Source organism: Glutamicibacter sp. NPDC087583 (assembly GCF_044743685.1).
Lineage (GTDB): Bacteria > Actinomycetota > Actinomycetes > Actinomycetales > Micrococcaceae > Glutamicibacter.
On the sequence record NZ_JBIUWY010000002.1, the window covers coordinates 334722 to 358548 of the forward strand.

20 protein-coding genes are annotated in these 23827 nt (G+C 61.1%); 13 read left to right on the forward strand and 7 right to left on the reverse strand.

All coding sequences use genetic code 11. From position 1 onward, the window contains the following. Positions 1 to 19 precede the first annotated feature (19 nt). The 5 genes from ACIOU9_RS07740 (at position 20) to ACIOU9_RS07760 (ending at position 7039) form a co-directional block, all read left to right on the forward strand. On the forward strand, positions 20 to 484 hold the full coding sequence (locus ACIOU9_RS07740; protein ID WP_388024122.1) for a DUF2975 domain-containing protein: 465 nt from the start codon (positions 20 to 22) through the stop codon (positions 482 to 484). Between the two features lie 246 nt (positions 485 to 730). Beyond that, positions 731 to 2107, forward strand: coding sequence for a dicarboxylate/amino acid:cation symporter (locus tag ACIOU9_RS07745; RefSeq protein ID WP_105661748.1), 1377 nt, complete (start codon positions 731 to 733; stop codon positions 2105 to 2107). 3 nt (positions 2108 to 2110) lie between these two features. Next, entirely contained in the window at positions 2111 to 2893 is a 783-nt protein-coding gene (locus tag ACIOU9_RS07750) for a TetR family transcriptional regulator (protein WP_105661747.1), read from the forward strand. Between the two features lie 4 nt (positions 2894 to 2897). Next, the gene (locus ACIOU9_RS07755) at positions 2898 to 6401 is read left to right on the forward strand and encodes an MMPL family transporter (protein ID WP_105661746.1); all 3504 of its coding nucleotides are present in this window, start codon (positions 2898 to 2900) and stop codon (positions 6399 to 6401) included. Beyond that, the gene (locus ACIOU9_RS07760; RefSeq protein ID WP_105661745.1) at positions 6398 to 7039 is read left to right on the forward strand and encodes a nucleoside triphosphate pyrophosphatase; all 642 of its coding nucleotides are present in this window, start codon (positions 6398 to 6400) and stop codon (positions 7037 to 7039) included. The genes ACIOU9_RS07755 and ACIOU9_RS07760 overlap by 4 nt, the downstream gene beginning before the upstream one ends. Before the next feature lie 54 nt (positions 7040 to 7093). Here ACIOU9_RS07760 and ACIOU9_RS07765 read toward each other — a convergent pair whose 3' ends face one another. After that, a complete protein-coding gene (locus ACIOU9_RS07765; protein WP_146112252.1) occupies positions 7094 to 7297 on the reverse strand; it encodes a hypothetical protein in 204 nt (67 codons plus the stop codon). Positions 7298 to 7322: 25 nt separating this feature from the next. Between ACIOU9_RS07765 and ACIOU9_RS07770 the strand changes: the two genes are divergently transcribed. Further along, positions 7323 to 7841 (forward strand): CGNR zinc finger domain-containing protein, encoded by a 519-nt coding sequence (locus tag ACIOU9_RS07770; RefSeq protein WP_105657118.1) that lies wholly within the window; start codon positions 7323 to 7325, stop codon positions 7839 to 7841. Between the two features lie 85 nt (positions 7842 to 7926). Beyond that, positions 7927 to 8493 (forward strand): GNAT family N-acetyltransferase, encoded by a 567-nt coding sequence (locus tag ACIOU9_RS07775; protein ID WP_400290185.1) that lies wholly within the window; start codon positions 7927 to 7929, stop codon positions 8491 to 8493. A 54-nt stretch (positions 8494 to 8547) separates the two neighbouring features. Here the strand turns inward: ACIOU9_RS07775 and ACIOU9_RS07780 are convergent, their stop codons facing one another. After that, positions 8548 to 8991, reverse strand: a complete 444-nt coding sequence (locus tag ACIOU9_RS07780) for a hypothetical protein (protein WP_402696462.1) — start codon at positions 8989 to 8991, stop codon at positions 8548 to 8550. 306 nt (positions 8992 to 9297) lie between these two features. Here ACIOU9_RS07780 and ACIOU9_RS07785 point away from each other — a divergent pair, with 306 nt between their 5' ends. After that, the gene (locus tag ACIOU9_RS07785) at positions 9298 to 11079 is read left to right on the forward strand and encodes an acetyl/propionyl/methylcrotonyl-CoA carboxylase subunit alpha (RefSeq protein ID WP_402696651.1); all 1782 of its coding nucleotides are present in this window, start codon (positions 9298 to 9300) and stop codon (positions 11077 to 11079) included. Between the two features lie 71 nt (positions 11080 to 11150). On the opposite strand, the gene ACIOU9_RS07790 is transcribed toward ACIOU9_RS07785, so the two are convergent. The 4 genes from ACIOU9_RS07790 to ACIOU9_RS07805 form a co-directional block, all read right to left on the reverse strand. Further along, positions 11151 to 11606, reverse strand: a complete 456-nt coding sequence (locus ACIOU9_RS07790) for a DUF6176 family protein (protein WP_286134588.1) — start codon at positions 11604 to 11606, stop codon at positions 11151 to 11153. 102 nt (positions 11607 to 11708) lie between these two features. Then, entirely contained in the window at positions 11709 to 12449 is a 741-nt protein-coding gene (locus tag ACIOU9_RS07795; protein WP_402696464.1) for an SDR family oxidoreductase, read from the reverse strand. Between the two features lie 183 nt (positions 12450 to 12632). After that, positions 12633 to 14021, reverse strand: a complete 1389-nt coding sequence (locus ACIOU9_RS07800; RefSeq protein WP_105657113.1) for an MFS transporter — start codon at positions 14019 to 14021, stop codon at positions 12633 to 12635. A 335-nt stretch (positions 14022 to 14356) separates the two neighbouring features. Continuing rightward, positions 14357 to 15766, reverse strand: coding sequence for an NAD(P)H-quinone dehydrogenase (locus tag ACIOU9_RS07805; protein ID WP_181148819.1), 1410 nt, complete (start codon positions 15764 to 15766; stop codon positions 14357 to 14359). A 126-nt stretch (positions 15767 to 15892) separates the two neighbouring features. Between ACIOU9_RS07805 and ACIOU9_RS07810 the strand changes: the two genes are divergently transcribed. The 5 genes from ACIOU9_RS07810 (at position 15893) to ACIOU9_RS07830 (ending at position 20094) form a co-directional block, all read left to right on the forward strand. After that, on the forward strand, positions 15893 to 16693 hold the full coding sequence (locus ACIOU9_RS07810) for a purine-nucleoside phosphorylase (protein ID WP_402696653.1): 801 nt from the start codon (positions 15893 to 15895) through the stop codon (positions 16691 to 16693). A 52-nt stretch (positions 16694 to 16745) separates the two neighbouring features. Further along, on the forward strand, positions 16746 to 18476 hold the full coding sequence (locus ACIOU9_RS07815; protein WP_402696466.1) for a phospho-sugar mutase: 1731 nt from the start codon (positions 16746 to 16748) through the stop codon (positions 18474 to 18476). 59 nt (positions 18477 to 18535) lie between these two features. Continuing rightward, complete coding sequence (gene deoC / locus ACIOU9_RS07820; RefSeq protein ID WP_402696468.1) at positions 18536 to 19222, forward strand: deoxyribose-phosphate aldolase; 687 nt, start codon at positions 18536 to 18538, stop codon at positions 19220 to 19222. Positions 19223 to 19257: 35 nt separating this feature from the next. Beyond that, on the forward strand, positions 19258 to 19515 hold the full coding sequence (locus ACIOU9_RS07825) for a hypothetical protein (protein ID WP_105657110.1): 258 nt from the start codon (positions 19258 to 19260) through the stop codon (positions 19513 to 19515). An 84-nt stretch (positions 19516 to 19599) separates the two neighbouring features. Next, complete coding sequence (locus ACIOU9_RS07830) at positions 19600 to 20094, forward strand: tetratricopeptide repeat protein (RefSeq protein ID WP_402696469.1); 495 nt, start codon at positions 19600 to 19602, stop codon at positions 20092 to 20094. A gap of 60 nt (positions 20095 to 20154) precedes the next feature. Here the strand turns inward: ACIOU9_RS07830 and mfd are convergent, their stop codons facing one another. Continuing rightward, positions 20155 to 23769 carry a transcription-repair coupling factor gene (mfd, locus tag ACIOU9_RS07835; RefSeq protein ID WP_402696470.1) on the reverse strand — a complete coding sequence of 1205 codons (3615 nt, stop codon included), beginning with the start codon at positions 23767 to 23769 and terminating at the stop codon, positions 20155 to 20157. Positions 23770 to 23827 lie beyond the last annotated feature (58 nt).

Here is a 23827-nt window from a genome sequence, read left to right on the forward strand (position 1 = left end):
AATAGCCGAAAATCATTAGATGACCAGTCTCGCAGTTTTACCCGCCCGAATCGCGCTCATCGCAATCTTCCTCGGGGTGCTCCTTGGCCAAGTGCTGATTTTGCCGATGTTCATCGAGGAGACCATCTACATTCATCCCGAAGTGGCCCATCTGGCGACCCCGTACCGGTGCGCAGTGACGGCCGGGCTTGCTTGCCTGCAGATTGTCCTCATTTGTTTTTGGATCCTCATATCGAAGCTTCGGCGCCGAACCTTCTACCAGGCCAGCTCACTGCACTGGTTCAGCATCGCCAGTTGCGCCGCCGCTGCAGCAACCCTGCTGGTCCTGGGACTCGGAATTCACCTCTTGGGGTTTATCGGCGCTGGCGGTCCCGGTGTCGTCCTTGCCGTTGCCGGCGGGGCGGCACTGGGAGGAACTGCCACTTGCTTGCTGGTCGCCCTGCGCGGCATGCTCGCGTCCAGGATACGAAAGCAAACTGCGTGAAGTGAGCGATGCTTCTTCAAGCACAGTCACGGCGATTAGTCCAGCAACAATGGCACGGAGCCAAAAATTCCCATGTGAAGATCTGTGTCCCCGCACCGAAGTCTTCGCACAAATCGTGCGCCATTTCGCCGGTCCAGTGACCCTAGACACCGCTTTTCAGTGCAATAAAGCACAAACGGCGAAATACCGTCATGTTGCGTAACAAAAACTGCCGCCGGCGAAGAAAAGCGCCCTAATCTTGAACGCATGTCTACTACCGCGCCTTCATCTAAGCTTCCACGCTGGATGACCAATTTCGGCCCGCAGATCATTGCGGCGCTGATTGTTGGTCTTCTACTGGGTCTCCTAGCCAAGTACACCGGCAGCACCGCCGAGGAACCCAACGGGCTGGGTGAAGCCCTGTCGATCATTGGTTCCAGCTACGTTGCGTTGCTGCGCACTGCAGTGATCCCACTGATCTTCTTTGCGGTTGTCGCCTCAATTGCCAATTTGGCCAAGGTCACCAATGCGGCACGCCTTGCGTGGCAGACCCTGCTCTGGTTTGCCATCACTGCCTTGATCTCGGTAATCATCGGCATGGTTCTTGGCACCGTTTTCCGCCCCGGAGCGAATACCGGCCAGGGCATGCCAGATGAATACGATGGCAAGACCGGCGACTGGCTCGGCTTCCTCACTGGCCTGGTCCCAGCCAACTTCCTGGGTCTGGGCGCGAGCACCAAGCTGGTTGATGAAGCAACCGCTTCCACCTCGATCAGCTTCAACGTCCTGCAGATACTGGTCATTGCCATCGCCGTGGGCGTCGCTGCCCTCAAGGTTGGCAAGACGGCCGAACCATTCCTCGCGTTCTCGGCCTCTATCCTGGCGATCATCCAGAAGGTCCTCTGGTGGATCATCCGCATCGCGCCGATCGGCACGGTTGGCCTGATCGGCAACGCTGTTGCCACCTATGGCTGGGACACTATTGGCGCACTGGGCAAGTTCACCGTTGCAATCTACGTCGGCTTGGCACTGGTGCTATTCGCGCTCTACCCGGTACTGGTCCGCGCACATGGCCTGTCAATCAAGCAGTACTTCTCGGGTGTATGGCCTGCAGTACAGCTGGCCTTCGTTTCACGCTCTTCGATTGGCACCCTGCCATTGACCCAGCGCGTGACCGAACGCAACCTCGGGGTGCCTTCGGGCTACGCTTCCTTCGCAGTGCCGCTGGGCGCGACTACCAAGATGGACGGCTGCGCTGCCATCTATCCGGCGATCGCAGCAATCTTCGTTGCCCAGTTCTTCGGTATTGAGCTGTCCCTCACCGATTACTTCTTGATTGCGCTGGTTTCCGTATTGGGCTCGGCAGCAACCGCAGGCACTACCGGCGCCATCGTCATGCTGACGCTGACCCTTTCCACCCTGGGCCTGCCGCTGGCAGGCGTTGGCCTGCTGATGGCCGTTGACCCGATCATTGATATGGGCCGCACCGCGGTAAATGTCGCCGGCCAAGCACTGATTCCAACCATTGTCGCCAAGCGCGAGGGCATCTTGGACATTGACATGTACAACGCACCACGCAATGGCAACCCCTTCGCTGATGAAAGCATCTCAGCGGCAGATGCTGAGGCAGCTGCAACCAAGTAGGCATTGCTGAAAGAAATCGGCGCACGAGCACTACTGCTCGTGCGCCGATTTCCGGTTAAAGGTCACACGGATTCACTTTGCACAGGGTGCAACTTTGCACGTAGTGTAAGTTATGTGACTTCCCCGAGTACCGGCACCCGCCGCGAACTAAACAAACGAGCAACGAAACAAGCCATCGTTGAAGCCGTCGCGGACCTGCTTCGCAAAGGCTCTGCCACGGCGCTTACCGCTACGCAGATCGCTGAAGCGGCCGGTGTTTCGCGCCGTACACTCTTCAACTACTTTCCATCAGTAGATGCGGTCTTCTCCTATCCCCTGCACCAGGTTCTGGGAACCATGGTGGATTCCATTAGCGACCTGACCGACTCCATGCCTCTGGTCGAAGCGATCATCGAATCGCTCAAGTCTGATGACGTGTCGCAGATGCTCGGGCAAGTGGCCCAGTTTGGTGCATTCTTGCGAACGGAAGAAGCCAACTGCGGCTTCCCCGCCACGATGAACGAATGGCGGACAGCCACCACGGAAGTCATCGAAAAAGTCGCCCGCCGTTATCCGCAGGCCGACAGTTTTTCCATCAGAGTCTTTACCCATGCTCTGCTCGGCGCAGGCCAAGCAGCATTTGATGAGTGGATCGAGCGTCTGCCAGCTACCGAAACTCACGGTCTGGATATTTCCCCCGAGCTCATCTCCGTCTTCCATTCCTTGATTACCCAGGCCATGAAAACCCTTGACCAGGGTTTTACCGCCTTGCCGCTGACCAGCACTAGCACCTTGAAGGACATCTAAGCTCATGGCTTCCCTCCTCTACCGCCTCGCTCGATGGGCACACCTGCACCGCTACCGCGTCATTTCAATGTGGCTGGCGGCCTTCATCTTCATCGGCCTGTGCGCCAGCTTGTTCATGGGCCAGCTATCGAATACCTTCACCCTGCCCGGAACTGAAACCCAGCGCACCCTCGACCGAATGAAGGAAGAGCTCCCGGATCTCGCCGGCGGCTCTGGCTCGATTGTGTTCCGTGAAAGCTCGAACCGGCCGCTGAACGAAACCCAGAAGCAGGCCGTCGCCGAGTCCCTGGAACAGCTGGCCATGCAGTCCCAGGTAGTCGAAGCCATGAGCCCCTTCGAACTGCAGGAACAGCTCGATAAGGCGCAGCCAGAGCTGGAGAAAGCGCAGCAGGAACTCGTTGACGGCCAGGAAAAGCTTGACGATGCCAAGGTGCAGATTGCCGATGGCAAGGTGCAGCTCAAGGAAGGCCGCGAGGAACTCACCGATGGCTGGGCACAGTACTTTGACGGCCAGAAGGAAATCCAGGCTGCCGAGCCGCAAATTGCCGCCGCCGAAAAGCAGCTCGCCGATAGCCGCGCGCAGCTGGAAACCGGCCAGCGCGAGCTGACTTCGGGTCGTGCCCAGCTGGAAGCTGGCGAAGCGAAGTACAACGCCGGATTAGCCCAGTACAAGGACGGAACGGCCGAATACAACGCTGGCCGCGCAAAGTTCGACGCTGGCGAGCAGAAGCTCGATGCCGCTGACGCCAAGCTCGCCGCGGGCGAGAAGGAGTACCAGGCTGGCATGGAACAGCTGCTGGGCGACTCTTCCCGCGAAGAATTCGACGCAACCCTGTCGGCAGGCAAGGAAGAAGCCACCACGGGTCTGAAGTCAGCTGAAGATGGCCTGGCCGCCGCACAGGCCGGACTGGCCGAGGCTGAAGCCGCTATCGATGATCTGAAGATCCAGATTGCAGGCGTGCAACAGCAGCTTGATGCCGCTGAAGAAGCCGGCAATGAAAAGGAAATCTCCGAATACACCGCTGCGTTGAACGCCTTGCAGGGTGGTCTCGCCGAAGCCGAAGCCGGCAAAACCTCGGCTGAATCCGGCATCGCCCAAGCGACCGCCGGTAAGCAGCAGGCCACCGCCGCACTGGGGCAGATCGCCAAGGCCGAAGCCGGCTTGAAGCAGCTTGACGCCGCCCGCAAGGAACTCGACGCTGGACAGGCCCAGGCCAAGGCCGGCCATCAGGAACTGGAGGCGAACCGCAGCCAGCTTAGCGCCGCCAAAACCCAGCTGGACGACGCCAAGGCGCAGCTGGATGCAGCGAAAACTGAGATCGCCAGCAACAAGGTGAAGCTGAGCGAAGGCCAGGCCGAGCTCGATGCCGGCAGGGCCAAGCTGGAGGCCGGGCAACGTGAATTCGATGCCAAGAAGGCCCAGTTCCTTGCAGGCAAGGCCGAGCTGGCAGAAGCCAAGAAGCAGCTTGAAGACGGCGAAAAAACCATCAAGGAAAAGACCGCCGAGCTTGAGCAGGGCGAGAAGGACATAGAGCAAGGCCTGAAGGATCTGGAATCCGGCCGAGCTGAACTGGAATTCGCTTCGCGCCAGGTGGGCGCAAGCTCCGATATGCGTTTCGTTTCCGAAGACGGCAGTACTGCAGTTTCGCAGGTGACCTTCAAGGTCCAGACCGACGCTTTGACTCCCGATGACCGCGAGCAGATCAAGGCTATCGCCGCAGGTCCACAGGCTAACGGCGTTGAGGTGCTGTTCTCCAAGGAGATCATGCAGGACATGTCCCAGGTCTTCGGAGCCTCGGAAATCATTGGTGTGGTCATCGCTGCCATTGTCCTGATTGCCATGCTCGGCACCTTGGTCGCCGCCGGCCTGCCGCTGTTGCTGGCGATCCTCGGTGTGGGCGCTGGCGTGGGCACTACGATGGCGTTCTCCTCGCTGATTGACATGGCCTCGATTACCCCTGCCCTGGCTCTCATGCTGGGCCTTGCGGTGGGCATTGACTATGCGCTGTTCATCATCCACCGCCACCGTTCGCAGCTGTTGTCCGGCATGGAGGTCGGAGAGTCGATTGCACGCGCCGTGGGAACCAGCGGCAACGCGGTGGTCTTCGCCGGGCTGACCGTGATCATCGCACTGGCCGCACTGGCTGTTCCAGGGCTTCCGTTCCTGACCGTCTTGGGCCTGTCGGCCGCGTTCACCGTGTTCTGCTCGGTGCTGCTGAACATCACTTTGCTGCCAGCACTGCTGTCCCTGGCCGGCACCAAATTGGTTTCCAAGCGGGCCCGCAAGAAGGCAGCCGCGGATGCCGCGATTCCCCACATCAAGGAATCGTTCTCCATTCGCTGGGTTCGCATGGTCACCAAGATCGCTGTTCCGGTGACCCTGCTGGTGATACTCGTCCTGGGTGCCATCGCCCTGCCGGCCACGCAGATGCGAACCGCTTTGCCTGATGGCAGTGCAGAACCTGCCGATTCGCAGGCCTTCCAGGCCTACGAGCAAACCAGCGACAAGTTCGGTTCCGGCTACAACGGCCCGCTGCTGGTCTTAGCTGATCTGCCTGCAGGGCTCAGCGAGCGCGAAGCTGAGGAAACTAGCCTCGATGTGGCCGAGAAACTGCGCGAATACAACGGCGTGGTGGCCGCAATTCCAGTCACCATGACCGAAGACCGCACCTTGGCAGCCATCCAGGTGATCCCTACCGATGGCCCTTCCTCGGAAGCCACCGAAGCGCTGGTGCACCAGCTGCGTGCGGACTACTCGGAGTTCTCCGAGGCCACGGGTGCCGACATTGCCGTGACCGGCCAGGTTGCCGCGCAGATTGACGTCTCCGAAAAGGTCACCGCCGCCCTGGTACCGTACCTGAGCATCGTGGTTGGCCTGTCGCTGATCCTGCTGCTGCTGGTCTTCCGTTCGGTCGTGGTTCCATTGCTGGCCACCGGTGGCTTCCTGCTCTCGCTGGCCGCGGCCTTCGGCGCCAGCGTCATGGTTTACCAGTTCGGCTGGTTCTCCGGCCTCTTCGATGTGAACGTTCCCGGTCCGCTGCTCAGCTTCCTGCCGATCCTGCTCACCGGCATCCTGTTCGGGCTGGCCATGGACTACCAGGTCTTCCTGGTCTCGGCGATGCGTGAACGCTACGCTCACGGCGAGCCGGCCAAGGACGCGGTCCGTTCCGGCTTCTCGATGGCAGCACCGGTCGTCACCGCCGCTGCGCTGATCATGATCTCGGTCTTCGCCGGCTTCGTGTTCTCGCACCTGGCAATGATCCGCCCGCTCGGTTTCGCGCTGGCTTTCGGTGTGCTCTTCGATGCGTTCATCATCCGCATGACCTTCATTCCGGCAGTGATGCACCTGCTGGGCGACAAGGCCTGGTACCTGCCTAAATGGCTGGACAAGATCCTGCCGGATGTTGATGTCGAAGGATCGAAACTCAACGATATGCTGGATTCCGGGGAAAGCACTTCCGCTGATAATTCCAGCCAGGACCAGGCCAAGGAGAACGCCGCCGTATGAGCGAACAGATGAAGACAGGACCCCGGTTGCTGCTGGCTTCGGCTTCGTGGGGACGCAAGAAGGTCCTGGCCGATGCGGGCATCAAATTCACCACCCAGGTTTCCGAGGTGGATGAAGATGCGGTGCTGGCAGCTGCCGTGGCCCGCAACGGCGAGCAGAGTCCAGCGCAGACCGCATTGCTGCTGGCTCGTGCCAAGGCCGAGAACGTGACCCAGGCAGATCATCCGGCAGGCACCGTGGTGCTGGGCTGCGATTCGGTCTTCGAACTTGATGGCGTGGCCTACGGCAAGCCGCACACCAAAGAGGTAGCCCGCGAACGATGGCTGCAGCTGAGCGGTTCTACCGGAATCCTGCACTCGGGCCATTGGCTGATTGATCCCGCCAATCCGGAACAGGCTCGCGGCCAGGTATCTTCCACCGTGGTGCATTTCTCCACCGTGGATGATGCCGAGATCGAGGCCTACGTCGCCAGCGGGGAACCGCTGCCCTGCGCCGGGGCATTCACCATTGACGGGCTGGCTGCAGCCTTCATCGAGTCCATCGAAGGCAACTTCCAGAACGTCGTCGGATTGGATGTCTTCGTGCTGCGCGGCCTGCTGGCCCAAGCCGGGATCAGCATCGTGGATCTCTGGAAATAATCCGGTTCCGGCCGGCAAATGGTGTCTTCCGCCCCACAGCGGAAGGCACCTTTTTCATGCCTGCAGTTCCCTGCTCAGCAGCATCTGTTCGTGCCCGAACCCGCGCTGGAGCATGATGTGGCGCCGGCAGCGGCGGCAATGGAAGTATTCAACAATCCCGGCGGAAGTCCGATGGCTGGATCCGATCTCCCAGCAATGCTCATGGACATCGGTTTCCTGCCCGGAATCAACGGCTTGGCTGTGCTGTGCAATAGTCATGGCTCCAGCATGATGTAATGTTCTTATGCAACTCAACCCTTACGGAGAATATGCGGTGCTCCTCGCTGCATCTCTGGCCAATGACTGGCCATCGGACCGCGACGGCATCGAACAACGCACCCGGCAGAGCGGCATGACCATGCCTTTTCCGCGGTTCGCCTCGGACTATGCCCAAACGCGCGCGGTAGTGGATGACTGGCTGGACATCGTTGATGCGCCGTCCGATCCCGAGCGGGCGCTGCTGCTGAATTTGCAGGCGGCTCGCGCTTCGGCCTATCCACGCCTGGTGGACCACGATGGGGAGGGTTGGCACCTGCACTATCGCGATGACGGCCAGAGCATGCCCCAGGTGCTGCGCTCGGTCTTCTGCGTGGGCACGGCATTGCACCTGACCACCAGGGGCATGCACCGGCTGCGGCGCTGCGAGGCCGCACCGTGCGGCCACGTGGTTGTGGACGTGACACGCAACGGGCGCCAGCGTTTCTGCTCGGTGCGTTGCGCCAATCGCGCGGCCGTCAGGCGGCACCGCGAACGGCAGGCGTAGCTGCCGGGGCTGATTCATGCCAGGCCGGAACCATGGCGTGGCGGCGCACGGCGGGAGGCCGGGCTGGCTTGGCTAGGATATGGATATGACTTCAGCTATCCGTTCCGCGCGCCGCGCGGATATTCCCAGTGCGTCCTCTACTTTGGCCGAGGCGTTTGCGTTCTACCCCTGGACACGGTGGAGCATTCCAGCCGATCGCTACCTGGAGCGCTTGGAACGCCTTCAAGCCGTCTACCTTTCCCACGCTCTGGAGCATGGAGTCGTCCTGGTCAGCGAGGACCTCGACGGTGTCGCTGCGCTCCTGCCACCAAGTTGTCCAGAGCCTGGCTTGGGCATGCAGGAAGAGATTTCGCAGCTGATGGGCGATCGCTTGGAGATCGCCTACGGAGCCGACCTGCCACAGCGGCCTGAGAACGCGTGGGACTTTGCCACGCTTGGGGTTGCTGGATCCAGCGTTGGACGGGGTCTTGGTTCGGCACTCATCAGCCGGTGCCTGAACCATATTGCCGCGTCGGACTATCCCGAGGTGTCGCTGGAAACATCCAACGAGAGAAACGTCCGCCTATACGAGCGGCACGGTTTCGAGGTATTGCATCGCACCGCGATAGCAGAGGGACCTGTGGTGTACACCATGGGCGCCAACCTTGGATAACCCAATCCTGCAGGCGTCAAGCGGCCCTTCAGGAATCCCTTGGCTCCCGGCCAGCTAGAACACCAGAATGTTCTCGTGGATCCTGGTCCAGCCCACCTCTTCCAAGTCCGAGAAGTCGCTTCCGGCCCGGACCAGCATCATCCTCGTTCCAGGCGCCCTCACCTCGACGATGGCGTCCGCGTCCCCTGCCCCGCCGCATCCGCCAGCTGCGGAGACCTCTCCCTGGGCGAATTTGAACAGGCAAGCCCTTTGCTCATCTGCCGATGCGGCGGCGTAGTAGTCGGCGTTGCCGTGCATGACCAGAAAACGCACGGATTGCATGCCAAGGTTCTCCAACTGGCTCCTATCCCCCGGCCACTGGTCGGTTCCAGCCGGTTCGCGGTCAAGCGCCGGGATGCCGGTTGCGCTGGAACAACCGGCCAGGGCGAGCATTCCAGCAGCCAGCAGCGCACAGAGCGCTTTGCCTCGATTTCCCACGGCAGCCTCCTTGTTTTCCATCTTGTCGATAGCCTAGTTCGCCGGGTGCGCGAAGACTAGGGCAGAGGCCAGCGCTGCCAGCGCACCAGCTGAGAGCAGCGCCCCTTTCAGGCCTCGCCGGCGACAGGGTCCGCAGGCCTCGCCGGCGACAGGGTCCGCAGGCCTCGCGGGGCAGGTTCCACGTTGAGCCAGCGCCAAGGTCCTTTGTAGGATTCCTCCAAAAAATTCACCCTAACACCCTCGTTCTAGGCGATAACTACATATAGTTCCCACAAAAACGATAGGCTCATAGCTGAGAAACCCTATTTTTAAAAGACAAGGTTCATGATGAATCCATTGACGAAGGTGCTTATCGCCAACCGCGGCGAGATTGCAGTGCGTATTATCCGTGCCGCACGCGATGAAGGAATCGAGTCCGTTGCGGTCTATGCCGACTCGGATCGCGATGCCCTGCATGTGCGTCTGGCTGATGAAGCCTACGCGCTGGGCGGGACCACCGCCGCTGAATCGTACCTTCGCATTGAGAAGATCCTGGACGCAGCTGAACGCTCCGGCGCCGACGCGATCCACCCGGGCTACGGCTTCCTCTCGGAGAACGCCGAGTTCGCCCAGGCTGTTATTGACGCGGGCTTGACCTGGATTGGCCCATCGCCAGAGTCCATCGACCAGCTCGGCGACAAGGTCAAGGCCCGCCACATTGCTGAAAAGGTGGGCGCTCCGCTGGTTCCCGGCACCAAGGATCCGGTGGCCTCGGCCGACGAGGTATACGCCTTCGCCGACGAGCACGGACTTCCACTGGCCATCAAGGCTGCCTACGGTGGCGGCGGACGCGGCATCAAGGTGGTCCGCAACCGCGAAGAAATCGGCGAGATGTACGACTCGGCAGTGCGTGAAGCTGTCGCGGCTTTCGGCCGCGGCGAATGCTTCATCGAACGCTTCCTGGATGCACCGCGCCACGTGGAGACCCAGTGCTTGGCCGATATCCACGGCAACGTGGTTGTCGTCTCCACCCGCGACTGCTCGCTGCAGCGCCGCAACCAGAAGCTGGTTGAAGAAGCGCCGGCCCCGTTCTTGAGCGAAGAGCAGACCACCCGGCTGTACGAAGCATCCAAGGCCATCTTGCGCGAAGCGAAGTACAACGGCGCAGGCACCTGCGAATTCCTGGTAGGCCAGGATGGCGTCATTTCCTTCCTCGAGGTCAATACCCGCCTGCAGGTTGAGCACCCGGTCTCCGAGGAAGTCACCGGCCTGGACTTGGTTCGCGAGCAGTTCCGCATCGCCCGCGGCGAAGAACTGGGCTACACCGACCCGGTGATCCGCGGCCACTCCTTCGAGTTCCGCATCAACGGCGAAGATGCCGGCCGCAACTTCATGCCGACCCCGGGCACCATCTCCAAGATGAACCTGCCATCGGGGCCCGGCGTTCGCGTTGACTCGGGCATCGAGCAGGGCGAAAGCGTTTCAGGGAACTTCGACTCGATGATCTCCAAGCTGATCGTCACCGGCAGCACCCGTGAAGTGGCTGCGGCTCGTGCCCGCCGTGCGCTGGAAGAATTCCAGATCGAGGGCATGGCTACCGTGCTGCCATTCCACCGTGCAGTGATGAGCGACCCATCGTTCGTTCCGGCCCAGGGGCCGTTCAAGGTCCACACCCGCTGGATCGAAACCGAATTCGATAACGCCATCGAGCCCCACCCGATGCCAATGGACGGCGAGGACGCAGCCGAAGACGAGCGCACCAGCGTGACCGTTGAAGTTGGCGGCAAGCGCCTGGAAGTCACCCTTCCTTCGTCGCTGGGATCGGTATCCTCCAACGGTGCCGAGAAGGCCGCAGGCAAGAAGAAGCGCAAGCCGGGCCGCAAGGCAGCCAGCTCCGCTGGCGCGAACAGCGCAGAACTGCGTTCGCCGATGCAGGGCACCATCGTGAAGGTTGCCGTTGAGAATGGCGAGGCCGTGGCCCAGGGCGATCTGATTGTCGTGCTGGAAGCGATGAAGATGGAGCAGCCAATTACTGCGCACCGTGATGGCGTGGTCAGCGGCTTGGAAGTTGCCCCGGGCGAGACCCTGTCATCGGGCGCCGTCATCGCTTCGATCGAAGAAGCCAAGTAGCACTCGTTTGCAACGACGCAGGGCCTGGACAGATATGTCCAGGCCCTGCGTCGTTCTGCAACTGGAATCTTCTACTCTGGCACCTGTCCATGTTCTGCCCAGTGCGCCATGGATGCCTTCAGGTGATCGGGCATGAGCAGGAACTTCGGTTCAAGTTCTTCCCAGCCAGGCATTTTCGCCTGGCGGCTAGCTGCTTCGTGCGCCACATCGATATCCTGCTGCGTATCGAGCCCGCCGCCGTTCTCGCCTACCAGGCTCAGGTGGTAGATCCATATTGAACCATCGGCTTCCACATGCCTGAATGTTGCTTCCAGCGCTGCCCGTTGTGCCGATAAGGATGCTTCGCATTCCTCGTAGCGCGCATTGAGCATGTCGATCCAGGCGCCAAAGTTCTCATCCTGCCCATCCTTGATCCTTGAACGGCTCAGCTCCAGACGCATGCCTTGCGGCACTGAAGCTGGCATCGCAAAGCCGGGAAAGTCCCGAGGCGTGGGATTGTAGGGAACATGCGGTTCTTTTTCGTCCATGACGTGATGCTTCCAGAATCCACTTGTTTTGTCACGGCTATTCGGATGCTGGAAGTTCCCGCACGCCAGCCAATGGATACTGAATAAGGAGGCTGGTTCGGGCTACTGCCGCGCTAGCCAGGCATCGAAGGTTTCGTGGCCCAACCGGGCGGAACCGCCTGGCAGCAGTCCCCCATCACGCATGGCCTTGCCCATGGGGCCAGGAACAGGCACTTCAACCATCTTTGGAGACCTGCCTTGGGCCTGCAGGTACTTGGCAAACAGGTCGGGAGCGTATTCTTCTTGCGGCCCAGCAAGGTCTTGCACCACGCCCTGCGCCGACCCCTCGGCAAGATCCACTAGTGCTGCAGCCACTTCGATGCCCGCGATGGGCTGCATCCGCATTTTCGGCGCCATCTGCACCGGACCCGCGCCCAGACGCTTGATATTCTGGCCAATGAATTCGTGGAACTGGGTCGAGCGCAGCAGCGTATAGCCACCGGGAAGCATGTGCAGCATCCGCTCTTGCACGGCTTTGCCCGCGTAATAGCTGGAATCCACTTCGGCCGCTCCGATGATCGAGAGCGCCACGTGGTTCTGCACCCCGGACTCGCGCCCCACACTGACGAGGTTGGCCGTCGAGTGGGTGAAATACCGCATGGTTGCAGCAGAGCTGGTGGTGGAAACTCCGGAAACATCGATGACCGATTGGCAGTCAACCAGCCACTGCTTTACCGCGTTGCGGTTCACCAGGTCGCATCCCACGGACCGTGCGAGCACCACTGGTTCGTGGCCAGCACTCTTGAGTTTTTCGACCACCAGCGTGCCGATAGCGCCGGTGCCTCCCGCAACTGCAATACGCATGAGCATTCCCCTTCGGTATTGGATATTCCGCGTCCCATGCTTCCATGCCGCGCATCAAGTTGTCAGGGGTTGATGGCCCTTTTCAGCTCGTATTCATCCAGGCTGCACGGAAACGGGAAACGGCCCGGCGAATCATCATGGCTTGATGATTCGCCGAGCCGTTCCCTCGGCAAGACTGTCGAACTACTCGACCCACTCTTCCATGTCCATGTCAGAGGTATCGCGCGTCATGAACAGCGCGACCAAGGTCAGTACCGCGCCAAGTGCCAAGTACAGGCCAACGCCGGTGGTGTTGCCCGCACCGGCCTTCCACAGGGCTACAGCCACGAAGGAAGCAGGAGCCGCACCGATCACCGAGGACATGTTGTAGGCAACAGCCGAGCCGGTGTAGCGGACATTGGACGGGAACAACTCAGGCAGATACGCAGCCATTGGGCCGAAAGTCAGACCCATCAGGGTGAACCCGATGATCAGCCCGGCCATGGCAGCGCCCTGGCCTGGACCGAAGAACAGGGTCCACGACAGTCCGAAGACGAAGATGCCCGCGGTAACCCAGATCAGGAACTTGCGGCGGCCGAACTTCTCAGCCAACGGGCCGGAAACCACGGTGAAGATACCGAAGAAGACGACACCGATGATCAGCATGGTCAAGAAGGTCGGGCGTTCAATGCCCAAGCCCGGAACGAAGCCTGCGGCGTCAAAGGTTTTGCCCTTGGCTTCAGCTGCAGCAGTCGCCTGCTCGACGGTAGCTGGCTGGGTGCCGTAGGTCAGGGTGAAGGAGGTCATCAGGTAGAACAGCACATAGGTTGCCAGCATGATGAAGGTACCGGCCAGGGTTGGGCGCCAGTGCTTCTTCATGGTCACCGCAAACGGCGACTTCACTACCTTCTTCTGGTCCAGGACCTTCTTGAAGGACGCGGATTCAACCAGCTTCAGGCGTACCCACAGGCCGATGATCACCATGACTGCCGAGAAGTAGAACGGAACGCGCCAGCCCCATGCCATGAACTGCTCTGCAGTGCAGAAGGTCTGCAGGGCCACGAACATCAGGTTCGCGATGATGAAGCCGATGGGTGCGCCCAGCTGGGGGAACGTGCCGTAGATGGCGCGCTTGTTCTTCGGCGCATTCTCGGTGGCCAGCAGCGCAGCGCCGGACCATTCGCCGCCCAGCGCCAGGCCCTGTGCGAAGCGCAGCAGCACCAGTGCGGTCGGAGCCAAAACGGTCCAGTTGCCCGCGGCCGGCGGCAGGAAGCCGATCAGGAAGGTGGCAATGCCCATCAGCAGCAGTGACGCCACCAGGGTGCCCTTGCGGCCGAGCTTGTCGCCGTAGTGGCCGAAGATGATTGAACCCAGTGGACGAGCCACGAAAGCCACGCCGAAGATCGCGAACGATGAAAGGATCGCGTTGATGGTGGAGGCGTTAGGGAAGAACAACGCCGGGAAAACGAGAACCGACGCGGTGGCGTAGGCGTAGAAGTCGAAGAATTCGACAGTGGTGCCAATCATGCTGGCAAACAGCACGCGACCGCGGGTGTTTTCCTTCGGCGCCACTGCTTGGTTAGCCTGCGACATGGAGGCTGCTCCTTAGAGTGAAAGTACGAGTCAGATGTTCATTTACGTTGCCATAATCGTAAACCTCGGTGACCAGTATTCGGATATTGATGTCCAGCATTTGGACACCAGATGAAATGAAACTGAACAGCAAACGGCAATTCACGGGCCTACTAGCAGGAATATGCGCTTCCACATATTGAGACGTGACCTGAGAAAACGGTTTTTACACTTATATCAGAGTCGGTCGGCAAAGTGAATGGCGTCACAAGAGCTTGTATTACGGCATTAATGGCAAAAGGACGGCATCTCCCTGAATGCAAGGGAAATGCCGCCCTGGAAAAGTTCTTCAGAACCTACCGATGACGGTGCAGGCGACGTGCCGCTTCGGCCAGCGAACCGGACAACGACGGGTAAACGGTGAAGGTTTCAGCCACGTCATCAACATGAAGGCTGTTCTGGACCGCCAGTGCCAGCGAGAAGATCAATTCACTGGCACGCGGAGCAACCACAACACCGCCGATAACAGTGCCCGAGCCCTTGCGGGAAACGATCTTCACGAAGCCCTGGTCCACGTTCATCATCTTGGCGCGAGCGTTGGTGTTCAGGTCAACCTTGATGATGTTGGCCTGGTACTTGCCCTCGGCAACCGCACGCTGGGTCACACCCACGGTAGCGATTTCCGGGGAGGTGAAGACGTTGGATGCCACTAGATCCAGGTTCAATGGCTTTACCGAGTCGCCGAGCAGGTGGGCCACGGCAATGCGGCCCTGCATGGCTGCTACCGAAGCCAGGGCGAAGACGCCCGTGCAGTCGCCGGTAGCGTAGATGTTGGTTGCGGTAGTGCGCGAAACGCCATCGACCTTGATGTGGCCCGAGTCGGTCAGCTGCACACCGGCTTCTTCCAGACCCATGTTGGCGGTATTGGGGATGCCGCCCACTGCAACCAGGCAGTGGCTGCCTTCGAGCACGCGACCGTCCGCCAAGGTGACCAGCACCCTGTCGCCCTGGCGCTCCACGCCCTCGGCGCGAGCCTGGGAAACAACGTTAACGCCGTTGTCCTTGAAAGCATCTTCCAGCACGCCAGCTGCGTCTGCATCCTCGCCGGGCAGCACGCGGTCGCGCGAGGAAACCAGCGTGACCTTGGCACCGAGCAAGTTGTACGCCGAAGCGAATTCTGCACCGGTAACGCCGGAGCCTACAACGATCAGGTGTTCAGGCACCTCGTTCATGTTGTAGATCTGGGTCCAGTTGAAGATTCGCTCGCCATCAGGCTTGGCGGTAGGCAGTTCGCGCGGGTGGGCTCCCACGGCAATCAGCATGGCGTCCGCTTCGATTTCCTGCTCGGAACCATCCGGGTGCGATACGGCAACCGTGTGGTCGTCCAGCAAGCGGCCCTCGCCGATCACGATGCGCACGCCAGCGCGTTCGAGGGTGGTGCGGATATCCGAGGACTGCTCCTTGGCAAGATCCAGCAGGCGGTGGTTCACCACCGAGAAGTCGGTGACGGCCGAGTCGAGGCCGTCAACGTGGACTCCAAAGGTCTCTGCGTGCTTCACCCGGCGCACTGCGTCCGCCGTAGCGATCAGGGTCTTGGAGGGCACGACGTCGGTCAGCACCGCTGAACCGCCCATGCCTGCACGCTCCACGACGGTGACATTGGCGCCCAGCTGGGCTGCACCCATGGCAGCTTCGTAGCCGCCAGGTCCTCCGCCGAGAATAACTAAACGGGTTGCTTCATTCCTACGATCTGCGCTCACATTCACTATTGTTCACCATGCACGGTGATTGCGCACATCGAAGCACGATCCCGGAACGTGATTTTGAATCTGAAGCACTAGTTTCACCTGACAAAGCGCCCCGCTACCGGTAGCGTATTTCCCGTGACTGATATGCAAAATGACCCACAGGTCCTGGCGGCACAAGCTGCCCAGGCAATCGCCGAACAGACCGGCGTCGAAAAACACGACATCGCGGTGGTCCTGGGCTCCGGTTGGGGCCAGGCCGCCGAACTCATCGGCGAAACCACCCACACCCTGGATGCCGCCTCGATTCCAGGCTTCCATGCCCCGGCCGTACCCGGGCACAAGGGCAGCATCTCCTCGATCCTGACGTCCACTGAAAAGCGGGTCCTGGTTCTGGGTGCCCGCACCCATTACTACGAAGGGCGCGGCGTGCGCGCGGTAGTCCACCCCATCCGCACCGCGGCAGCTGCCGGCTGCGAGCAGCTGGTGCTCACCAACGGTTGCGGAGGCCTGAATCCGGACTGGACCCCAGGCACCCCGGTAATGATCTCGGACCACATCAACTTGACTGCCGCCTCCCCTTTGGAGGGCGCGACCTTCGTTGACCTGACCGACCTGTACTCCTCGCGCCTGCGCGAGATTGCCCTCGCAGTTGATCCGACCCTGGATCAGGGCGTGTACGCGCAGTTCACCGGACCGCACTACGAAACCCCGGCCGAAGTCCAGTACGCCAAGGTGATCGGTGCTGATCTGGTCGGCATGTCCACCGCACTGGAAGCGATAGCCGCCCGCCATGCAGGCATGGAGATCTTCGGCATTTCCCTGGTGACCAACCTGGCCGCCGGCATCAGCCCGGTGCCGCTGAGCCACGAGGAAGTCATCGAGGCCGGCCAGGCCGCCGGTCCGCGCATCTCCAAGTTGCTGGCAGAGATCATCGCGAAGCTCTAAGCCTCGCATTATCGGCGCAAAGAAGCAGTCAGTGTCCTTCGAAGGGAAATCAGTGAATCACACGCAGAAAATCCAGTTGCTTGATGCGGCGGGCCAATGGGCAGCCCAGGATCCCGATCCGCAAACGCAGGAAGAACTGCAATTACTGATCCAGCGCGTCACCGACGGCGACGCGCTGGCCTTCGAGGACATCGCCGACCGCTTCAGCGGCGTCCTGGAATTCGGCACCGCAGGCCTGCGTGCCGAATTGGGCGCCGGCCCGATGCGCATGAACCGTGTGGTGGTCCTGCGCACCGCTGCGGGCATCGCCCGTTTCCTGGGCGAAAAGGCCAACGGCGGATATGTCCCGAAGGTCGTCATCGGATTCGATGCCCGTTTCAACTCGGATGCCTTCGCCAAGGATTCAGCCGCCGTCTTCGCCGCTGCCGGTTTTGAGGTGCTGCTGATGCCCTCGGCCTTGCCGACCCCGGTGCTGGCTTGGGCCGTTCGTGAATTCAGCGCGGAAGCCGGCGTCATGGTCACGGCCAGCCACAACCCTCCGCGGGACAACGGCTACAAGGTATACGTGGGCGGCAGGATCACCGATGCGCCGGGCCGCGGGGCTCAGATCGTCTCCCCGATCGATGCGCAGATCGCTTCCTTGATTGACCAAGACCAGCCAGTGGCGCAGATCCCGCTGGCACAGTCCGGTTGGGAAGTGCTCCCGGCCCCAGGCGAAGAAGGCGATATCGAGGCAGCCTATCTCGCTTCCATCCACCCGATCATCGAAGCGAACCAGCCGCAGGGCCTGGTGCGCAAGAATCTGCGAATTGTGGTTTCGGCAATGCACGGCGTGGGTGGCCACACCATGCGCCAAGCCCTGCTGAACGCTGGATTCGACGACGTGCACATGGTCGTTGAGCAGGAACACCCCGATCCGCTCTTCCCTACCGTGAAGTTCCCTAACCCCGAGGAGCCAGGGGCCATCGACCTGTCGCTGGAACTGGCCCGCACGGTCGGTGCTGATCTGGTCATTGCCAATGACCCCGATGCCGACCGTTGCGCGGCAGCCATCCTCGACGGCGGCAGCTGGCGGATGCTGCGCGGCGATGAGGTAGGTTGGCTGCTCGGGGACCAGGTCTCCAAGACCTTGCCAGAGGGCAAGAAATTGGCCAATTCCATCGTGTCTTCGCGCATGCTGGCAGCCATCGCCAAGGACGCCGGACGCGAGCACGAAGAAACCTTGACCGGATTCAAGTGGATCTCACGCGTTGAGGACCTGGGCTACGGCTACGAAGAAGCCCTGGGCTATTGCGTAGCCCCGGAACTGGTGCGCGACAAAGACGGGATTTCTGCCGGGATCGTCCTGGCCGATCTGGCTGCGCAGTTGAAGGCCTCGGGCAGCTCCATCCCGGACCGCCTGGATGAACTGGCCGCCAAGCATGGCGTGCACGTCACCGACCAGCTGTCCCTGCGCTTCACCGACTTGGCGCAGATCCCGGTGCTCATGGAAAGGATCCGCAAGAACGCTCCGGCCTCGCTGGGCGGCTCCGAGGTTTCCGAGGTGACCGACCTGTCCAGGGGCACCGAGAAGCTCCCTGCGACCAACGCCATGGTCTTGCATACATTTTCCGGTGCCCGCGTGATCGTTCGGCCCTCGGGAACGGAACCGAAACTCAAGTGCTACTTGGAAACTATTGAGCCGGTCGATGATCTGGCCGAGGTCCCTGAAGCCCGCAAACGCGCTACAGCGCAGGTCTTGGCAATCAAGGATGAATTGGCAGCTTACCTGAATGCCAACTAGGCTTACCCCTTCGAGACCTTCATTTGAAATGATTGAAATCTTTATTGTTAGAGGAAATGATGACTGAACTAAGCGCCCGCGAGATCGCAAGCTACATCGATCACACCCTGTTGGCTCAGAATGCTTCCCGCGAACAAGTTGTGCAGATCTGCGAGGAAGCCAAGAAGTACGGCTTCAAGTCGGTCTGCGTCAACCCGTTGTGGGTTTCCACCGTTTCGCGCGAGCTGGAAGGCTCGGACGTACTGACCTGTTCGGTCATCGGTTTCCCGCTGGGTGCCTCGGCCACCGATACCAAGGTATTCGAAACCAAGCACGCAGTTGCAGACGGTGCCAACGAAATCGACATGGTGATCGACGTTGCCGCCGCCCTGCGTGGCGATCGGGATGCCTTGGTCAACGAGATCTTCGCCATTGCGCAGGCCGCGCATGAAGGTGGAGCCATCTTGAAGGTCATCATCGAAACCTGCTTGCTCACCGAGGAAGCCAAGGTCCTGGCCTGCGAGGCCGCAAAGGCCGCTGGCGCTGATTTCGTCAAGACTTCCACCGGTTTCTCCACCGGCGGCGCGACCGTCGAAGACGTCGAGCTGATGCGCAAGACCGTCGGCCCGGAAATGGGTGTCAAGGCCTCGGGCGGCGTTCGCAGTGTTGAAACCGCGCGGGCCATGATTGCGGCCGGTGCGACCCGGCTAGGTTCTAGCTCAGGAGTTGCTATCCTAGAGGGAGAGCAAAGCGGTTCCAGCTACTAGGAAATCGCACCAATCCGTTTTCCCAAGGAGAAAAAGTGTACTCGAACGGCAAGAACACTGCCCATTCCGGTGAAGGCCGCCTTGTCGGCAATATCGTCAACCTCGTGATCTTCTTCGTGATGTTCTCGGCTGGCGTCTACACCTTGGGCTACTGGACCCTTGAGGTTGCTTGGTGGCCGACCCTGGTCAGCTTCGCTCTGATGTTCCTGGCTTTCGCTATCCCGATGCACCTGATGGGTCGCGCGGAAAAGGCTGAGGATCTGGTTGCGGCAGCTAACGCCCACCAGAATTAATTAGAACTTTTCAAGAGAGGGAAACCCGTGTCCGGGTTTCCCTCTCTTGCGTTTAAGCTGCCTTGCCTCGCTTAGACTGGCCCCATGGAATCATGGGATCAGCGCATCGAAGAGTTCTGGAACTCAGCCAATGGCAAACGCCCTGAACAGTTGCGCACCGAACTGGCACTCCTGGTGCAGGGCAAGGATCCGCAGGATCCGCGGGTGCTCTTCGAGGTCGCGTCCCTGCACGACTACCTAGGGGAAGAAGAACAAGCGGTCGGCCCCTACCGGGCGGCACTGGAAGCTGGGCTGGAAGCGCCAAGGCACGATGAAGCGCTGCTCCAGCTAGCCAGCACGCTGCGCACTCTCGGGCAGTACACCCAGTCCATCGAACTGTTGCAGCAGATCACTGCCGATTCACCGATCTTTACCGACGCCCAGGCCTTCCTGGTTCTGGCCCTGCACGATGCCGGGCAATCCACCGAAGCGGTCCAGCTGGCGGTCAGCGCATTAGCGCGCCATGCCTCGCTCTACGCCCGGGCGATCAAGGGCTACGCCGGAGAACTGGCCTCGCCTGCTGCCTCGGGCCAGCGGTAGCAAACGCCGGCCAGCAGCCTGCCGGAAAAGGCATCCTACTGGCCCGCGAGTTCAACCGAATCAGTCCTTTGCTGCCGGTGCGGGTGCTGGCTCGAAAATAGCGTAGAGCAGCTTCTCCGCCCACTCCAGGATCTCCCCGTCGGCCAAGTCCCGTCCGCCAATGGGCGAGGTCTTGGGCTTCGGGATGAAGATCGAATTCAGCGCCGGCTTGTTCGCAGCCCCCGGGTACAGGCGTTCCAAGCGCACCTGGCGCGAAGCTGGCAGGTCTTCAATTCTGGCCGGAGCCAGCTTGATGTGGTTGCCGACCTGCTGGATATCATGCAGCCCCGCAGCACGCGCGCGAATACGCAGGGCCGCGACGCGCATGAGGTTCTCCACCGGAGTTGGAAGCTTGCCATAGCGATCCACCAGCTCATCGCGGACTTCACCCAGCGCCTCGTCGGTCTCGGCCTGGGCAATGTTGCGATAGGCTTCCAAACGCAGTCGTTCACCAGGTACATAGTCGTGTGGCAGGTGGGCATTGACCGGCAGGTCAATCTTCATCTCGGCGGCTTCTTCCTCGCCTTCGCCCTTGTAATCGGCCACGGCCTCGCCTACCAGGCGCAGGTACAAGTCGAAGCCCACACCGGCGATATGCCCGGACTGCTCGCCGCCCAGCAGATTACCGGCTCCACGCAGTTCCAGGTCCTTCATGGCCAGCTGGTAGCCGGAGCCAAGCTCGTTGTGCGCGGCAACGGCTTTCAGGCGCTCCAGGGCAACCTCCCCCAGCGGTTTCTCTACATCCCACAGGAAGTACGCGTAGGCACGCTCACGGCCGCGCCCAACGCGCCCGCGCAGCTGGTGCAGCTGGGACAGGCCGTAGTTGTTCGCGCGGTCCACAATCAGCGTGTTCGCATTGGAAATATCCAGGCCGGTTTCGATGATGGTGGTGGAGACCAGTACGTCGAATTTCTTCTCCCAGAAGTCCTGGATGATCCGCTCCAGCCGGGATTCGCTCATCTTGCCGTGCGCTACCTCCACGCGCGCTTCGGGGGCCAGCTCGCGCAATTCGGCCGCTACCCGCTCAATGGAGCTGACCCGGTTGTGCACGAAGAACACCTGGCCATCGCGCATCAGCTCGCGCTTGATGGCCGCGGAAATCTGCTTGTCGCTGCGTGGACCCACGTAGGTCAGCACCGGATGGCGTTCTTCGGGCGGGGTCGCCAAGGTGGAGGTTTCGCGGATGCCGGTCAGCGACATCTCCAAGGTACGCGGGATCGGGGTGGCGCTCATCGCCAGCACATCCACGTTGGTGCGCATCTTCTTGAGCTCTTCCTTGTGCTCCACTCCGAAGCGCTGTTCCTCGTCAATGATGACCAGGCCCAGGTTCTTGAACTCCACGTTCTTGGAGAGCAGGCGGTGGGTGCCGATGACAATGTCCACGCTGCCGTCCTTGAGGCCGGCCAGGATTTCCTTCGATTCCTTGGCGCTCTGGAAACGCGAGAGGGTCTTCACGCGGACTGGGAAGCCCGAATAGCGTTCGGTGAAGGTCTGGTGGTGCTGGGAAGCCAGCAGGGTGGTAGGAACCAGCACGGCAACCTGCTTGGAGTCCTGGACGGCCTTGAAGGCGGCGCGAACCGCAATTTCGGTTTTGCCAAAGCCCACGTCACCGGAAATCAACCGGTCCATCGGGATTTCCTTCTCCATATCGGATTTCACCTCGTTGATGGCGGTGAGCTGATCCGGAGTCTCGATGAACGCGAAGGCTTCCTCCAGCTCGTTCTGCCACGGGGTGTCTGATGCGAAGGCGTGGCCACGGCTGGCCATGCGTGCCGAGTAGAGCTTAATCAGGTCGCCAGCAATTTCCTTGACGGCCTTGCGCGCCTTGGACTTGGTGCTGGCCCAGTCCGAACCGCCCATTTTGGACAAGGTCGGCGCTTCGCCGCCGACATACCGGGTGACCATATGCAGCTGGTCCATCGGGACGAACAGACGGTCCCCCGGGGCTCCGCGCTTGGAAGAGGCGTACTCCGCAACCAGGTACTCGCGCTTGGCATCCTTGCCCGAGCCATTGACCTTGCGGGCCACCAGCTCGACGAACTTGCCGATGCCGTGCTGTTCGTGGACGATGTAGTCCCCGGCCTGCAGGCTCAGCGGATCAACGGCATTGCGCTTGCGCTTGACCGTCAGCTTGCGGCCCTTGCGGTTCGGGTACGCGCTGGAGCGGCCCAGCAAGTCTGCTTCGGTGAGCAGTCCCAGCTTCAGTTCCTCGAAGACAAACCCGCGGCCGGCGGTGGCCTGGGTGATCTCGATCAGTCCAGCGGTGGGTTCCGCGGACAGGTCATCCACCCTGTGTGCCGGGATCTTGAACTCGGCGAAAAGCTCCGAGAGGCGGGCTGCCGGGCCGGGACCCTCGGTAGCCACGACGAAACGCCATTGGTCCTTGACGCGTCCGGCGATGAATTCCATCATCGCCTCGATGTCGCCCTGGTAGCCGTGCGGTTCACGGGCCGGGACACGGATGGTGGCCGCGCCCAAATCCAGCTCGTCATCGGCACCCAGGGAGGTAATAGCCCACCAGGAAACCTTGGCGGCTTGTGCGTGTTCTACTGTTTCTGCCAGCGAGGCAAAATCGCCGGTAGCCAGCTTTCGCTCGGAATCCGCGGTGGTCAGATCCAACGGAGCGCTGGCTCCATCCGAAGCCGAAGCCCACGCGGCAGCCAGGAATTCGGCATTGGTGGCGTTCAGGTCATGCGCGCGGGCGCGCACGCGCTCTGGCTCCATCACCAGCGCAATGGACGATTCCGGCAACAAGGACAGCAGCGGAACCATCTTGTCCACCAGCAGCGGAGCCAAGGATTCCATGCCTTCAACAGCGATGCCGCCGGCAATCTTGGTGAGCATTTCCTGGGCCGCCGGGAAATGGTTCTTCAGATTCGCTGCCCGGCTCATCACCTGCGGGGTGATGAGCATTTCACGGCAGGGCGTGGCAATGATCCGGGTGGGACCGGGATCATCAGTGGACCGCTGATCTGCGATGGCGAAGAATCGCATCGAGTCGATCTGGTCCCCGAAGAAATCAATGCGGACCGGATGGTCCAATGTCGGCGGGAAAACATCGATGATGCCACCACGCACCGCAAACTCGCCGCGGTGCGTCACCATGTCCACTCGGGCATAAGCCGCAGCAGCCAAGTCCTTGATGACTTTATCGAAGCCCGGCTCGGCATCCAGTTCCAGGATGACCGGGCGCAATTCGCCAAGGCCGGCGACCAACGGCTGCAGCACGGCACGAATTGGAGCAATGATGATGTTTAGGCTCTCATCCCGGTCGTGCAGGCGGCGCAGCACTTCCAGGCGGCGTCCCACGGTATCGCTTCGCGGCGACAAGCGCTCATGGGGCAAGGTTTCCCAAGAAGGGAACTCGGCGATCTGGCCTGCCGGGAGGTAGGCACCCAGTGAGCTGGAGACTTCTTCGGCTTCACGGCCGGTCGCGGTGACGATGAGCGTCACCCCCGAATGCTTGCTTTCACGCAGCGCCTGGCTGATATGCGCCGAGAGGATCGGTCGCATGCCCTGCGGGGCCGCGATTTCCAGCTCTTCGCTGCGCGTCGGGTAGTCATGAGCTGCGCGTTGCCCAATACGCCTGAAGGAAGGTTCCTCGCGCAGGAAATCATGAAGTCCGCTTAGGCTCATGGGGGTTCGGGTCCTCTCATGCAGACGCTTGGCCGGGTGCATTCATACTGTATTACGT